We start from the raw sequence: 13,080 nt of genomic DNA, 5'->3' as shown, positions 1-13,080 counted from the left end.
ATCGCGGCCTGGTGATAGGCTTGCTGACTGCAAGCGCGGCTACCGGCCAGTTGATTTTCCTGCCCTTTGCCGCATGGCTGATTGAGCATCACGGCTGGCGTGCTGCAGTGATGCCGGTATTTTTCAGCTGCGTAGTGGTCGCCGTGCTGGCATTTTTATTCATGCGCAATCGTCCGCATGATGTGGGTATTGTTGCCTATGGTGCCGATCCCGACATGGCCCAGGCAGCACCATCTGCAAGCGCCCACCTGACGATGTGGGAACCGTTGCGCGCACTGGCCAGCGTCTCGCGCAATCGCACCTTCTGGGTACTCGCAGGCACATTCTTCATTTGCGGCTTGAGTACCAGCGGCCTGATCCAGACGCATTTCATTTCATTGTGCGGCGATTATGGGATGGCGGCGATACCTGCTGCGAGCGTGCTGGCGATGATGGGCGCCTTCGATTTCATCGGCACCATTTTGTCCGGCTGGCTGTCCGACCGCTATGACAATCGCAAGCTGCTGTTCTGGTATTACGGCTTGCGCGGCTTGTCGCTGTTGTGGTTGCCGCATTCCGATTTCACGCTCTATGGCTTGTCGGTGTTCGCGATGTTTTACGGGCTGGACTGGATAGCGACCGTGCCACCTACGGTCAAGCTCGCCGGTGCGGCATTCGGCAAGGAACGTGCAGGCATGATATTCGGCTGGATTTTCGCCGCGCATCAAATCGGCGGCGCGATTGCAGCTTACGGCGCAGGATTGACGCGCACGCTGATGCTGACTTACACGCCGGCCCTGTATGCAGCCGGTGGCGCCTGCCTGTTCGCGGCGGTGATCATCTTCATGATACGCAAACCGGAACCCGTGACCTGACCTCGGCGATAAATCAGAAATCAGGCTTTGCGCCAGACCGATGCCAGCCACGGTTGCTGCTCACGCGACAATCCCGGTGGGCGGTAGTAATGTTCCAGCTCGACAAAGCCGGCAGTCGTCATGAATTGTCGCCAGGCATCCAGTTCATGGTAGGCGCCATAGCGACCGGCATTCCAGCCTTCCTGATTTTGGCCACGCGGATTGGATGTGAAGAGTATGCCGCCGGCCTTCAGGCTGGCATGCAATTGCAGCAATACACGCGGCAATTCCTGGCTGGGAACATGGAATAAAGATGCATTCGCATACACGCCATCGAAATGCTGCACCGGTAAATCGAGCTGCAAAAAATCCTGTTGCCATACTTCGCACTTTGCATATTCGCGCGCCATCTGTGCGAATTCTGCCGAACCATCGAGCCCGACTGCAGTATGGCCAAGCTCGGCAAAAGTCTTCAAGTCGCGTCCCGGACCGCAACCCAAATCCAGTATGGTCGATGGTGCATCGGCGGCGAGGTATTTGAGCAGTGCGGCGACATTCTGGCTGACATCATGCGTGCGCGTACCTTCCCAGAAGGCTGCAGCACGCTGGTTGTAATGCTCCAGCGTCACATCGCTGATGTGTCCCAGGTCCTGCGGGCTTAATTTGGCGTCTGAAATTTCGGCTTCTCCATTCCAACTATGCGTGCCTAGCGGCGATGGATCTTCATGATCTTTTGCTGTTCGCGCTGCCAGTCGCGGTCTTTTTCGGTATTGCGCTTGTCGTATTCCTTCTTGCCCTTGGCCAGCGCGATATCGCACTTCACCCGGCCCTGCACCCAATGCAGGTTGATAGGCACCATCGTGAAGCCGGATTGCTCGACCTTGCTGACCAGCTTCTTGATTTCGGCTGCATGCAGCAACAGCTTGCGCGTGCGGATTGCTTCCGGATGATCGAACGCTGAGGTGCTGTTCAATGCACTGACATGCGCACCGAACAGGAAAATTTCATTGTCGCGTGCAATCACGTACGCTTCCTTGAGCTGCACGCGCCCGGCACGGATCGCCTTGACTTCCCAGCCTTGCAGCATGACGCCCGCCTCGTAGCGGTCTTCGATGAAGTAATCGTGAAATGCTTTTCTGTTATCTACTATGCTCATGAATATCTCGGTAAAGTAGCGAGAGTGTAACTGCCTGCGCTTTGTTCTGCATGCGCAATAAAATAAAACCAGTCATTCAGTGCGGCACATGAACAAAACCGCCGGGTTGACGGAATATTCTAAATGGCTATACTCACCCTGTCCCCGACTTGCATAAACCTGCATAAATAATTTCCATGAGCACCCCCATCTTCCTGTCGAAACGCATCCGTTCTGCGCCGAACAAGGAAGAGTTGCGCGCACATATTGCATCGGCCATCCGGCGCTCGGCCCACATGCATGCCGTATCGCAGATGTACACACAGTCGTCTTTCGTAAGAGACCTCGCCTGCCTCCCTTAGGCTCGGTGAGTATCTCCAGGAACGAAACTTCGTTCCGCCACATCACTCCCGAGCCACCCACCCGCACAATCTGACGCTGTAGAGCTGCCGGATGCATTCGTACAGGATGCATTCGTACGTCTGGCAGCTATACCGTATTGCCATTTTTGGCTGGTCGCATACGACCTGGCCTGGAGTTTTATTGCCATGAAAAATCAACGTTACCTTACACAAAATGATGCCGCCCTCCTGAGCAAGCTTGCCGAACAGCTGTTGCGCCTGGGCGAAACGGAATTCAATGCCGGCGAAGAAATCGTCGACATGATTGCAACCTCGACCATTTTCCCTGCCGGTGTGCAGCGCAAAGACTGCGTGTCGCTCTATTCCACCGTCACGTACGCAACGCTCAATAGCGATGACCAGCGCAGCATCACGATCGTCGCACCGCAAGATGCAAATCGTCAACTGGCGCGCATCTCCGCGCTGACGCCTATCGGCCTGGCCCTGATAGGGAGAAAGGTTACGCACATCGCTACCGTCACCCTGCCGTCCAATCGGGTAGAGAAACTCAAGATACTTGCCGTCGCCCCGCACGAGGCCACCGAACAGGCAGCATCATGAAGCCGCAGGATCCAGGCACGATGAAACGCACTCGTGCGATGAGGCTGCTGGAGCAAAGAACGCGCTTGAAAAAATGGCTGTGTACCTGCATCTTGGCAGGAAGCACATTGCTCACGCTTGCCGTAGTTTTGGATTGACTGGCGTTGCCGTCCCGCGTCGGGGCGGCCGCTTTGGTATATGCTGCAGACAGGCACCGAATAGAGAAAAATAACTGCAGGACAAGCATGCATTTTCTGCTGTCATGTCTTGCATCAGAAATGGGAAATCACATGGATAACAAACATCACTGGGACTCGGTTTATCAGACCAAGGCCGCCGATGCGGTCAGCTGGTATAGCCCGCATCTGGAATTATCGTTGCGCCTGATACAGCAGGCAACGCCGAATCTGGATGCTTCAATTATCGATGTCGGCGGCGGCGAATCGACCCTGGTCGATGACTTGATCGCGCTCGGCTATCAGCACTTGAGCGTGCTGGACATTTCACAGGCGGCGGTGGACGGCGCCAGGCAGCGCCTGGGCAAGGATGCCGCAAAAGTGGATTGGCTGGTGGCCGACATTACGCAAGCCGCGCTGCCTGAACGGCAATACGATCTCTGGCATGATCGGGCGGTGTTTCATTTTCTGACGACCGAAGAGCAACGCCTCGCCTACGTAAGGCAAGTGGTGCGCGCCGTGAAGCCTGGCGGACATGTCATCGTTGCCACATTCGGACCGCAAGGGCCTGAAAAATGCAGCGGTCTTGACGTTGTTCGCTATGACCCGGAATCACTGCATGATGAATTCGGTACACGTTTTCGCTTGGTGCAGAGCACGACTGAACTGCATGAAACACCGTGGGGCGCGAGCCAGCAATTCCTGTACTGTTACTGCAGGATAGATTAAGGGGCGCTGCAGCTTGCCGCACTAACCGATCGCAACACCGGCTTCGGATAGCAAGCCCAGCAAGCCATGCCAGAAGATTTCTATGCCTATGCATAGCAGGATGAATGCGGATAGCCGCAACACTACCATCGTGCCCAGGCGTCCCAGCAAACCGACCATCCTGTTCGCATAGCGATAGCAGAGAAAAATTACCAGCGCCGTCAGGGCCGCCCCCAGCGCTGCACTGCCGATGGAAATCATCAGGTCGGGGAAACGGGTAGGCGCATTCGCGCCCAGCGTAATCGATGCCGCAATCGAGCCCGGGCCGACTGTCAGTGGAAAACTGATAGGGTAAAAACTGCGCACCTTGAATTCTTCATCCGACCACGCTTCTGCCTGCGTGGTCGCCACCTGCGTGCGGATATCATCCTGGCCTTTATCGTTCAACAAACGCCAGCCGGTGACCGCCACCAGTATGCCGCCGCCTATACGCACGATAGGCAGTGAAATACCGAAGAACATCAACACATGCGAACCGATGAACATCGCAGCCAGCAACATGAAAAAGCAATTGAGTGCAACCTGGCGCGCCAGGCGGGCTTCTGCATCGCGACCGATATTGCCGGACAGGCTGGCAAAAACAGGCGCATTGCCGAAAGGATTCAGTATCGGCAACAAGGTAATCGGCACCAGTATCGCCGCTTTGAGAAACACGATCAGCATGGGAAATTTTCAAACATGGATTAAATGAATACAAAAATAACTGCGAAATGAATACCTAGATGAATGCGTAAATGAATGTTAAAGCTGCAGCGCCTAATGGAGGTCGACTGAAAAGCCGGCGGCCACCCAGGCATCGATGCCGCCGGTCAATGGCCGCACGCGTGTATAACCACGCTGCATCAATTTTTTGGCAACACGCGCAGCCGAAGCTTCATTCGGGCATGCACAATAGACGATCACTTCCGTATCGGTCGTCGTATTGGTCACCAGCGCGCTGATATCGTCATCCGACATCAGCAAAGCACCGGGTATCCTGCCGCCTTGCTGAGCCAGGCCGGAGCGCACGTCTATGATCGTGGGCGGATTACCTTTTTTCAGCAATTGATCCAGTTCTTCTACCGAGATTTGCGCCATGCGCAAATCCTTCAGGAAGCTATGTCGCTGCCACCATTTCCTCGCGATATAGAAGGTGAATGCCAGCGCAACCAGCAAGAGCCCCCACTTACCCAGGCTGGCCAGTATGTCGAGCAAGTCTGCAACAGCGGAGCTGAAAAGGGAGCCGAGAAAAATGGCTGATCCTGCCCATAGCGCCGCCCCCAGCGCATCGAAGAAGATGAATTTGGCAGGACGCGTACCGATCGCACCGGCCAGTGCGCTGGCAACCGAGGCAAAGCCGGGAATGAATTTCGCCACCACCAAAGATGCCGGGCCGTAACGTACATAAATGGATTCGGTTTGCCGCACGCATGAATCCGGCGATAGCGAAATCCGGCACAGGCGCGTCATGACGCGTCCGCCGTAACGCCGTCCGGCCAGATACCAGCTGAAGTCGGCAATCAGTGCAGCCAGCACGGCGATGAAGAGCAGCATAGGCGCGGAATACTCGCCGCGTCCCAGCAAGGCGCCAGTGATCACCAGCGTCGGATAGGCAGGCACAGGCGCGCCCAATTGTTCTATCAGCACATTGCCAAAGACAAAGAGCAACCCGTATTGTTCGACCAGTTCCAGCAAAAAATTCATGACATGCGCTCTGCAATCGTATTCAATATATGATCATTCGGGGACAGGGCTAGCATAGCAGGCAGAGCTGGGCTGTGCAGGCAGATTTCAAATGGATGTAGCGTAGATTTCTGCATCTGCGAATTTTGCGCGCAAGCCCGGGTCTAATTATTTATTCTGCAATGCACAAGGGGAATGAGATGACGAAGGAAAGCAAACCATTGCCGGACGGGGCCATGACAGACAGCGGAACAAAGAAATCAGGCGACTGGCAAAGCGGGCGCAAAGCCAGCAACGGCAACCAGACGGGGGAAAGCAAGACCGGCAAGACCGCAAATGCCGTCAAGGAAGATGAAAAACGCAAAGGCCTGGTCGACGAAGACCATCCGTTTCCATCCAAAGGCAATTGAAATCCAGTCAGACGCTGCGCTGCATGCCAGCTTAAACTGCCGTGCCCATGGTCTGGCCCAGTTGCACCGGGCGTGCGGCGGCCCACTCCGGGTTAAAAGACAGCGTATTTTTTGGAAACAGCATCACCACCGTAGAGCCGAGTAAAAAGCGGCCCATTTCCTCGCCCTTTTTCAGGCTCAGATGCTGCCTGTCATACTGCCATACCCGGATAGCGCCGCTGCGCGCTGCATTGACCACGCCATGCCATGCCGTTTGCATGCTGCCGACGATGGTCGCACCCACCAGCACCAACACGAAGGGACCGGCGGCGCCCTCGAATACGCACACTACTCGCTCGTTGCGCGCAAACAGATTAGGCACGCCGCGCGCCGTGGTCGGATTGACGGAAAACAATGCGCCCGGCACATAAATCATTTGCATCAAACGCCCATCGCAGGGCATGTGTATGCGGTGATAGTCGCGCGGGCTCAGGTAGACGGTGGCAAAACTACCATTCTCGAATTGCGCTGCCAGCGCATGATCGCCGGCAAGCAGCGCGGTGGTGCTGTAGCTGTGGCCTTTGGCCTGGAAAATCTGGTCTTTGTTTATCGCGCCGAACTGGCTGATCGCGCCATCGACCGGGCAAATATAGGGATCGCTGGCCAGCGGACGGGCGCCGCTGCGCAAGGCGCGCGTAAAGAATTCATTGAAACTGGCGTAACTGGCAATATCAGGATTCGCCGCTTCCGCCATATTGACCTTGTACTTGCCGACAAACCAGCGGATCAAGCCGGTCGTCACGCGGCCCGCCTTCGCGCCGGCAACATGGCCGGCGAAGATGGTCAGCGCCTTTTTGGGCAACAGGTATTGGGGCAGGACAGACAGGCGATTGGACACGATAGATTGGGCGGTAAAAAGTATGGCGTGATTGTAGCGGCGGCAGTGCTTTAAGTAGTGCTTTATTCAGACGCAATGACGCGTGTGACGGTAATACGGTCGATAAAGAATTCCCCATCTACACATTTGCGGTGCGGCACGCCTGTCAATTCAAAGCCCAGGCCGCCATCTTCCAGCCACATCTGTACCAGCGTGTCGAATTCTTCCGGGTCCAGACGCAGCATTTGCGCCGAAATCACAAACTGTGCGCCGTCCTTCTGCTTGTTGACAATATCTTCTATGAGAGCCATGCGCCATCCTCGGTCCAAAACAAAAACTGCCGACATCATAGCTTTTGTTTCGCTACTATTCCATCGAATGCGGTGTTTCAGTCAGCCGATGTGCGTTTCGGCTTCGCTGCAGCCGTTTTTCCCTTGCTGGCAAAGACCACCTGGCACGGATCCGATTCCGGATTGGCGCCATCCCATATCGAAGTGGCAACGATGCTGGCGCCACTGGTAAGGATGGCCGCGCCTATCCTGGCCAGCGTCCCCACTGCGCCGGAACCATCCATGCTCACTTCCGGTTTCAGCAATTTGCCGGAAATGTTGAGCTCGCCGGCAAAAGTGGAAGCGCCCAGATTGATGCCGGAACGCGCGCGCACGCGGCCACGAATAGCCATAGTCTGATCGCGTAAATTCACTTCACCGCGCGCCAGCAACTGGCTGGCATCGCTGCGGACCCCGGCAATCGCCTCGCCTTGCGCCAGCCCGGATTGAAACGGCAGGCGTGCGCTGAAGCAGGACAGATGGATGCTGTCGGAGTCTTTGGCAGAAAACAGCCCTGTCATCCAGGATTCGGCCCGCCCGGCTTCCGGCGAAAGAATTTTTGCGGCACCGATTTGTATCTCGACCGGACCGTTCAGTGCGGCGGCAAGATCATTCATCGAGTTGCCTGCAGTAGAGATGTTGGCATTGATTTTCATCGGGCCGCCGGTGACGCTAATGTTTTTCCCGGTTTGCCTGAGCCATTGCTCCAGCGCCGCATCCGCGATATTGAGCTTCAAATGCACGGCTTTCTTGCGTGCTTCCAGCAACGCATCGCCGGACACGGTACCGCCCAGCAGTTTTCCGGAAAATGCACTCACCGTCATCCTGTCATCATTGAAACTCATTTTTGATGCGACATCGGTGACCTCGATTCCTGAGCGTAATTTCAAGGTCGCGATGCTGGCCTCTGCCGTACCTTGCGTGCCATCGAGAGCCAGCAATAACGGCCAGGCAAGCGCCTTGTCACGGAACAATACCCCGGCTTTTTTGGGCGGCAACGGCGGCTGGCCGGCATCGAGAAAAGTCTGGGTCATGTCGATGCGATCGGCCTGCAAGCGTGCATGAAATACCGGTTTGGCGCCGCTGCGGTCCAGCTGGCCGGCGCCGGATAAATTTAGCTTGCCCAATTGCAGCTTCAGGTTTTCAAACGTCATTTTTTTATCGAGCGAACGCAGTGTCACGCTGGCTTTCAAGGGCGTCGGCGAACGTCGTTCTATACCCAGGAAAGCGTACGCTTCCTGCAGCGATGCCGCTTCCAGCGTGGCAGCGAGATCATAATTTGGCATGGTGATGTCGAGCGGGATCTGGCCGGAAATGGTAGCCACAGCCTGGCCGGATCTGGCGTGGATAGAGCCTTTTGTCACTGCACCTGGAGTGCCGAAGGTCGACACTTGATCCAGCTTCCCATCAAGTTGCAATGCATGACTGCCGCGTTTGATGCGTGCATCGAAGGCTATATTGCGCAAGCCTGTGTCACCCTCGACCGCCAGATTTTCCACTTGCCAGGTGCTCGTTGTGCCCGCGCGTGAGCGATAGGTGATGACACTGTTTTTTACGCGCAGCAAGGTCAGCCCGGTTTGCGACAAGTTCATTTTCTGTTTTGGCGACAGGTCCCAGCTGAGCCGGCCATCTTGCGCGACTTCCAGGTTGACCTGCAAGCCCTCGAAACGCAGGCTCTTGATCGCAACCCGCCCTGACAGCAGCGGCAACCACGCAAGGCTGGCCTTGATATCGGCAGCTGCCAGCAAATGTTTTTCTTGCGCCCAGGAAGGATTTGATACGGTGACCTTGCTTGCGTGCAGCTGCGGGTATGGGAACAGTTTGAATCTGAGTTCGCCGGTCGTCAGCTCGCGATCCCACAATTGTTTTACCTTGTCGCGTGCGATGTCTTGCAGCTGCGCGCTGTCGGTCAGGCTTTGCACTGCATATGCGCCTAGCGCCAGCACGAGCGCCAGGCTGGCTATTGCCCACAAACCCCGTTGTTGCCACTTGCGCATGCCATTTACCCTTTTATCGAAGCGACCTATCGCCGCTGATCAGCATGAACGATAGCGCTCGAGGATATAACAGATGCGCAGCAGCGTCACGCCAGCTTTGGCGCGACAGCATGCAGGAAGACAGGAAGGTGGGTGATGAAGACGGCTGGCTGCTGAATACTGATGCTGATGTCAGTATCAGCTGGCGACAGCGAGCGCAGCAGGCTTGACGCCGTTCAACAGGTAATCGATCAGCTCGCGCGCCGGACGGATTTCGGAGCCGAAGGGCAAAGGCTCGGAGCCGCGGAAGAACAGGCCGCGTTTGACGTCGCCCTTCAATGCAAAGCCGAGCTGCGTATCAATGCAGAACTGCCCTGCCTTAGCGATGCCATCGCGCAAACCGCATTGATGCAGGCAATCAAAACCAACCGTGCAATCCTTGGGGCCGGCCTTGCGCTGCAATTTTTCTTCCTTCTCCAGATAGGTGGCCAGCCATTGCGTCTTCACTGCACGCGCCGGCAAACCGGCGCAACTCATGAAGGTGACGATGTCTTCCGGCTTGGCGCCAGTCAGCACTTTCTTGAAATTGAGATGCGCATCGCCTTCTTCGGTGACGGCAAAGGCCGTACCCAGTTGCACTGCACTGGCACCCAGTGCAAACAGTTCGCGCACCTGCTCCGGCGTGTGTATGCCGCCAGCGGTGATCAGTGGAATCCTGCCGCGCTCTATGCCCAGTTCCTCGAACAAGGCCAGCGTGCCTTCCAGCACGACTGAAAATGCAAAATGCGGATCGTTGACGCTATCGAGACCGGCGGCGCCCAGGTGGCCTGCCGCGTATTGCGGGTTCTCGATCACGATCGCGTCCGGCAGGCGATTCTTGCGCATCCATTTTTTCAGGATCAGCGCAATGCCACGCACATCGGACAGGATGGGGATCAAGGCTACATCGGGAAAATCGGCCGTCAGTTCTGGCAAATCCATAGGCAGACCGGCACCGACCACGATTGCATCGGCGCCGCTGATGCAGGATTGCCGCACATAGGCAGCATAGTCAGCCACCGCGCGCATCACGTTGACGGCGATCATGCCCTTGCCTTCTGCAAGCACTTTTGCCGCCTTGATTTCACGGTCGAGTGCGATCAGGTTGACTTCATTGATCAATTCCTTGTTGCGCGTCTTCTCGGTCTGCGCCATCAAATCGGCATGGTGACGGCGCAAATCGACGCTGGAAATCGTGCCCAGCCCGCCCAGTCTGGCGACGGTGCCTGCCAGCCGGTGCGCGGAAACGCCAACACCCATGCCGCCTTGCACTATAGGCAGCAGCAATTTATTCTTCAGTTTCAATTTCGGGTATTCAGTTTCCAGCACAGTCATCTTTCGGTTGCCATCGGCGATGAGTGACTGTAGCAAAGAGGATAGAGAACAAATTGACATGGATCAAAAATGATTCAGACTGGAATGCAATCATCATTACCCTGCAGCCGCGCACTTGCCACGTTATTCTTCTTGTCAGAGTGATACAGTGCTGGCTGGCATCACCATCATCAAGCACTCATCGGGGAAAACGCATATGGCGCGTCATTTGCACTTCGAACAACACCGCAACGACCGCATAGGCTGGCTGCGCGCCGCCGTGCTCGGCGCCAATGACGGCATCATTTCCACTGCCTGCCTGATGCTGGGCGTGGCGGCTGCCAATGTCGCGCACAGCGAATTGCTGATCACCGGAGTCGCAGCGCTGGTGGCCGGCGCGATGTCGATGGCGGCGGGTGAATATGTTTCCGTCAGTTCACAGGCCGATACCGAACAAGCCGATCTGGCGCGTGAGCGCAAGGAACTTCAAGACCAGCCTGATGCCGAATTACGCGAGTTGGCATCGATTTATGTCGCCCGCGGCATTTCGGCGGAGCTGGCAGAACAGGTTGCGCAACAGTTGATGGCGCATGATGCCTTGAGCGCCCATGCACGCGATGAACTCGGCATTTACGATACGACGGCGGCCAAGCCGGTACAGGCGGCAATCACCTCGGCACTGACCTTTGCTGCCGGCGCCGCACTGCCGCTGCTGACTGCCATGGTAGCGCCCGCATCTGTGCTGGTGCCGCTGCTGGCAGGAACCTCGTTACTGTTCCTGATCATTCTGGGCTTGCTGGGCGCACAGGCTGGCGGCGCACCTTTGCTGCGTGCGGCGTGGCGCGTCGGATTCTGGGGCGCGCTGGCCATGGGCATTACCGCCGGCATAGGCAGATTATTCGGCACCATCGTTTAACGAGATAACGAGAAGCTTCCAGGTTCATCCAACTGAACGTATAGAGCAACAATTTATCCTGTTGTATCTTCGTTGCAATCAGGCACAAGGCCACACCCATGAAATTCAAGGACTATTACGAAATCCTCGGCGTCAAACGCGACGCGACGCAAGACGAGATCAAAAGCGCCTATCGCAAACTGGCGCGCAAATTCCATCCCGATGTCAGCAAGGAAAAGGATGCCGAAGCGCGCTTCAAGGAAATGGGCGAAGCCTATAAAGTCTTGAAGGATCCCGAGCAGCGCGCGTCCTATGACCAGCTGGGAGCAAACTGGAAAAACGGGCAGGATTTCCGGCCGCCACCGAATGCCGATGCCGGTTTTGAATTCAGCGGCCGCGGCGCTCATGCCGGCTTCGGTGACGGTTCGGATTTCGGCGATTTTTTCGAACAGATGTTCAGCCAGCAAAGCGGACGCGGGCAGCGCCGCAGCATGCATGCCGCTGGTGAAGACCATCACGCGAAAGTGCAGATCGAGCTGGAAGATGCCTATCGCGGCGCGGAACGCAGCATCTCGCTGCGCATGCCGGTGGTCGATGAAAACGGTCACGTCGTCACCAAAGATCGCACGCTCAGCATCACTATTCCAAAGGGCATACGCGCCGGGCAAACCCTGCGCCTGGCCGGCCAGGGCGGCCCGGGCACAGGCGAAGGCAAGGCTGGCGACCTGTATCTGGAAATCGTGTTCCGCCCGCATCCACGCTATCGCGTCGATGGCCGCGATGTCTATGTAGACTTGCCGCTGGCGCCGTGGGAAGCCGCGCTGGGCGCCAGCATCGCCGTGCCGACGCCGGAAGGATCGGTCGAACTGACGATCCCGCCGAATTCGGTGACCGGACGAAAATTGCGTCTCAAGGGCAAAGGCATACCCGGCAAGGAAACCGGCGATCTGTATGTAGTCTTGACGATCGTCTTGCCGCCAGCTCAGACCGACAAGGCCAAAGAAGCTTATCGCGCATTGCAAGAAGCGCTCGATTTCAACCCGCGCGCCTCGTAAAGGACAGACCATCATGAACCAGTCAGTGATCAAGCCTCTCGACTACCAGGTGGTCGAAGAAGAACTCAATCTCACGCTAGTCGAGCTGTGCCAGACCTGCCGTGTGACGGAAGATTTGATAAGCGAATGGGTATTTGAAGGCGTGCTGGAACCGGTCGGGCAACAACCGCAGGAGTGGAAATTCAGCGGTTCGGCGTTGCGCCGTGCACAGTTGGCACTGCATCTGACGCAAGACCTGGAACTCAATACGCCGGGCGTGGCACTGGCGCTGGACCTGCTCGACCAGATAGACATGTTGAAGGCCGAGCTCAAACGCAACAGCCATCACTGAAGGGTTGGCGGCCGCAAGGCGCCAGCTCAGCGGCGCGACGAAACGACGATGCCGCCGACGATCAGCGCAAATGCAATACCGTGATAAAGATGCGGCACTTCACCCAGGAAAGCGGAAGACATCAGTGCGGCAAACAGCGGCGTCAGGTTGCTGAAAAAGCCGGCGACGGTCGGCCCGACCCGCTGCACACCCAGGCCCCAGCAGCGCAATGCGATGATGGCTGGACCTATCGCCACGAACAGCAAGGCAGCTGCCAGCGGCCAGCCCCAGTCTATATGGTGTACTCCGACCGACCACTCGCCCGCGGCAAAGACGCCGGACCAGACCACGCCGAACGCCACTTGCGCCAGCATGAATCCG

Annotated in this window: 17 protein-coding genes; 8 read left to right on the top strand and 9 right to left on the bottom strand. The window is 56.8% G+C overall.

The window, feature by feature from the left end; translation table 11 throughout:
* Positions 1 to 854 (top strand): MFS transporter (locus Q7T06_RS00660; protein WP_304778416.1); only part of this gene is annotated, 854 nt, incomplete at its 5' end.
* 20 nt (positions 855 to 874) lie between these two features.
* On the opposite strand, the gene Q7T06_RS00655 is transcribed toward Q7T06_RS00660, so the two are convergent.
* Positions 875 to 1,462, bottom strand: a complete 588-nt coding sequence (locus Q7T06_RS00655) for a bifunctional 2-polyprenyl-6-hydroxyphenol methylase/3-demethylubiquinol 3-O-methyltransferase UbiG (protein WP_304778411.1) — start codon at positions 1,460 to 1,462, stop codon at positions 875 to 877.
* A gap of 77 nt (positions 1,463 to 1,539) precedes the next feature.
* Positions 1,540 to 1,989, bottom strand: a complete 450-nt coding sequence (smpB, locus tag Q7T06_RS00650; protein WP_304778408.1) for an SsrA-binding protein SmpB — start codon at positions 1,987 to 1,989, stop codon at positions 1,540 to 1,542.
* Between the two features lie 176 nt (positions 1,990 to 2,165).
* Between smpB and Q7T06_RS00645 the strand changes: the two genes are divergently transcribed.
* From Q7T06_RS00645 to Q7T06_RS00635, 3 genes are all read left to right on the top strand, one after another.
* On the top strand, positions 2,166 to 2,330 hold the full coding sequence (locus tag Q7T06_RS00645) for a hypothetical protein (protein ID WP_304778405.1): 165 nt from the start codon (positions 2,166 to 2,168) through the stop codon (positions 2,328 to 2,330).
* Positions 2,331 to 2,516: 186 nt separating this feature from the next.
* The gene (locus tag Q7T06_RS00640) at positions 2,517 to 2,930 is read left to right on the top strand and encodes a GreA/GreB family elongation factor (protein WP_304778402.1); all 414 of its coding nucleotides are present in this window, start codon (positions 2,517 to 2,519) and stop codon (positions 2,928 to 2,930) included.
* A gap of 269 nt (positions 2,931 to 3,199) precedes the next feature.
* Complete coding sequence (locus Q7T06_RS00635) at positions 3,200 to 3,814, top strand: class I SAM-dependent methyltransferase (protein ID WP_304778398.1); 615 nt, start codon at positions 3,200 to 3,202, stop codon at positions 3,812 to 3,814.
* Between the two features lie 21 nt (positions 3,815 to 3,835).
* On the opposite strand, the gene Q7T06_RS00630 is transcribed toward Q7T06_RS00635, so the two are convergent.
* Complete coding sequence (locus Q7T06_RS00630; RefSeq protein WP_304778395.1) at positions 3,836 to 4,516, bottom strand: MarC family protein; 681 nt, start codon at positions 4,514 to 4,516, stop codon at positions 3,836 to 3,838.
* Positions 4,517 to 4,609: 93 nt separating this feature from the next.
* Positions 4,610 to 5,536 carry a DedA family protein/thiosulfate sulfurtransferase GlpE gene (locus Q7T06_RS00625; RefSeq protein ID WP_304778392.1) on the bottom strand — a complete coding sequence of 309 codons (927 nt, stop codon included), beginning with the start codon at positions 5,534 to 5,536 and terminating at the stop codon, positions 4,610 to 4,612.
* A 179-nt stretch (positions 5,537 to 5,715) separates the two neighbouring features.
* On the opposite strand from Q7T06_RS00625, the gene Q7T06_RS00620 reads away from it, so the two are divergent.
* On the top strand, positions 5,716 to 5,925 hold the full coding sequence (locus Q7T06_RS00620) for a hypothetical protein (protein ID WP_304778389.1): 210 nt from the start codon (positions 5,716 to 5,718) through the stop codon (positions 5,923 to 5,925).
* 31 nt (positions 5,926 to 5,956) lie between these two features.
* Here the strand turns inward: Q7T06_RS00620 and asd are convergent, their stop codons facing one another.
* The 4 genes from asd to Q7T06_RS00600 form a co-directional block, all read right to left on the bottom strand.
* Positions 5,957 to 6,802 (bottom strand): archaetidylserine decarboxylase, encoded by an 846-nt coding sequence (gene asd / locus Q7T06_RS00615; RefSeq protein WP_304778386.1) that lies wholly within the window; start codon positions 6,800 to 6,802, stop codon positions 5,957 to 5,959.
* Positions 6,803 to 6,864: 62 nt separating this feature from the next.
* Entirely contained in the window at positions 6,865 to 7,092 is a 228-nt protein-coding gene (locus Q7T06_RS00610; RefSeq protein WP_304778383.1) for a hypothetical protein, read from the bottom strand.
* A gap of 77 nt (positions 7,093 to 7,169) precedes the next feature.
* The gene (locus Q7T06_RS00605) at positions 7,170 to 9,107 is read right to left on the bottom strand and encodes an AsmA family protein (RefSeq protein ID WP_304778380.1); all 1,938 of its coding nucleotides are present in this window, start codon (positions 9,105 to 9,107) and stop codon (positions 7,170 to 7,172) included.
* A 177-nt stretch (positions 9,108 to 9,284) separates the two neighbouring features.
* Entirely contained in the window at positions 9,285 to 10,460 is a 1,176-nt protein-coding gene (locus Q7T06_RS00600) for a nitronate monooxygenase family protein (protein ID WP_304778378.1), read from the bottom strand.
* Between the two features lie 196 nt (positions 10,461 to 10,656).
* Here Q7T06_RS00600 and Q7T06_RS00595 point away from each other — a divergent pair, with 196 nt between their 5' ends.
* The 3 genes from Q7T06_RS00595 (at position 10,657) to Q7T06_RS00585 (ending at position 12,720) form a co-directional block, all read left to right on the top strand.
* The gene (locus Q7T06_RS00595) at positions 10,657 to 11,355 is read left to right on the top strand and encodes a VIT family protein (protein ID WP_304778375.1); all 699 of its coding nucleotides are present in this window, start codon (positions 10,657 to 10,659) and stop codon (positions 11,353 to 11,355) included.
* 98 nt (positions 11,356 to 11,453) lie between these two features.
* Complete coding sequence (locus Q7T06_RS00590; protein ID WP_304778372.1) at positions 11,454 to 12,389, top strand: DnaJ C-terminal domain-containing protein; 936 nt, start codon at positions 11,454 to 11,456, stop codon at positions 12,387 to 12,389.
* Between the two features lie 13 nt (positions 12,390 to 12,402).
* Complete coding sequence (locus Q7T06_RS00585; RefSeq protein WP_304778369.1) at positions 12,403 to 12,720, top strand: chaperone modulator CbpM; 318 nt, start codon at positions 12,403 to 12,405, stop codon at positions 12,718 to 12,720.
* Between the two features lie 26 nt (positions 12,721 to 12,746).
* Here the strand turns inward: Q7T06_RS00585 and Q7T06_RS00580 are convergent.
* A partial coding sequence (locus Q7T06_RS00580; protein WP_304778365.1) for a DMT family transporter occupies positions 12,747 to 13,080 on the bottom strand: 334 nt, incomplete at its 5' end.

Source organism: Herminiimonas sp. (genome assembly GCF_030645555.1).
Classification (GTDB): domain Bacteria; phylum Pseudomonadota; class Gammaproteobacteria; order Burkholderiales; family Burkholderiaceae_D; genus Oxalicibacterium.
This window is presented reverse-complemented; position numbering and strand designations above follow the sequence as displayed.

What these genes read in the sequence shown, in the direction of transcription:
- Q7T06_RS00625 (WP_304778392.1), bottom strand. Translation starts at nt 5,536, where the DNA reads ATGAATTTTTTGCTGGAACTGGTCGAACAATACGGGTTGCTCTTTGTC.
- Q7T06_RS00605 (WP_304778380.1), bottom strand. Translation starts at nt 9,107, where the DNA reads ATGCGCAAGTGGCAACAACGGGGTTTGTGGGCAATAGCCAGCCTGGCG.
- Q7T06_RS00585 (WP_304778369.1), top strand. Translation starts at nt 12,403, where the DNA reads ATGAACCAGTCAGTGATCAAGCCTCTCGACTACCAGGTGGTCGAAGAA.
- Q7T06_RS00645 (WP_304778405.1), top strand. Translation starts at nt 2,166, where the DNA reads ATGAGCACCCCCATCTTCCTGTCGAAACGCATCCGTTCTGCGCCGAAC.
- Q7T06_RS00590 (WP_304778372.1), top strand. Translation starts at nt 11,454, where the DNA reads ATGAAATTCAAGGACTATTACGAAATCCTCGGCGTCAAACGCGACGCG.
- Q7T06_RS00610 (WP_304778383.1), bottom strand. Translation starts at nt 7,092, where the DNA reads ATGGCTCTCATAGAAGATATTGTCAACAAGCAGAAGGACGGCGCACAG.
- Q7T06_RS00640 (WP_304778402.1), top strand. Translation starts at nt 2,517, where the DNA reads ATGAAAAATCAACGTTACCTTACACAAAATGATGCCGCCCTCCTGAGC.
- smpB (WP_304778408.1), bottom strand. Translation starts at nt 1,989, where the DNA reads ATGAGCATAGTAGATAACAGAAAAGCATTTCACGATTACTTCATCGAA.
- Q7T06_RS00595 (WP_304778375.1), top strand. Translation starts at nt 10,657, where the DNA reads ATGGCGCGTCATTTGCACTTCGAACAACACCGCAACGACCGCATAGGC.
- Q7T06_RS00620 (WP_304778389.1), top strand. Translation starts at nt 5,716, where the DNA reads ATGACGAAGGAAAGCAAACCATTGCCGGACGGGGCCATGACAGACAGC.
- Q7T06_RS00600 (WP_304778378.1), bottom strand. Translation starts at nt 10,460, where the DNA reads ATGACTGTGCTGGAAACTGAATACCCGAAATTGAAACTGAAGAATAAA.
- Q7T06_RS00635 (WP_304778398.1), top strand. Translation starts at nt 3,200, where the DNA reads ATGGATAACAAACATCACTGGGACTCGGTTTATCAGACCAAGGCCGCC.
- Q7T06_RS00630 (WP_304778395.1), bottom strand. Translation starts at nt 4,516, where the DNA reads ATGCTGATCGTGTTTCTCAAAGCGGCGATACTGGTGCCGATTACCTTG.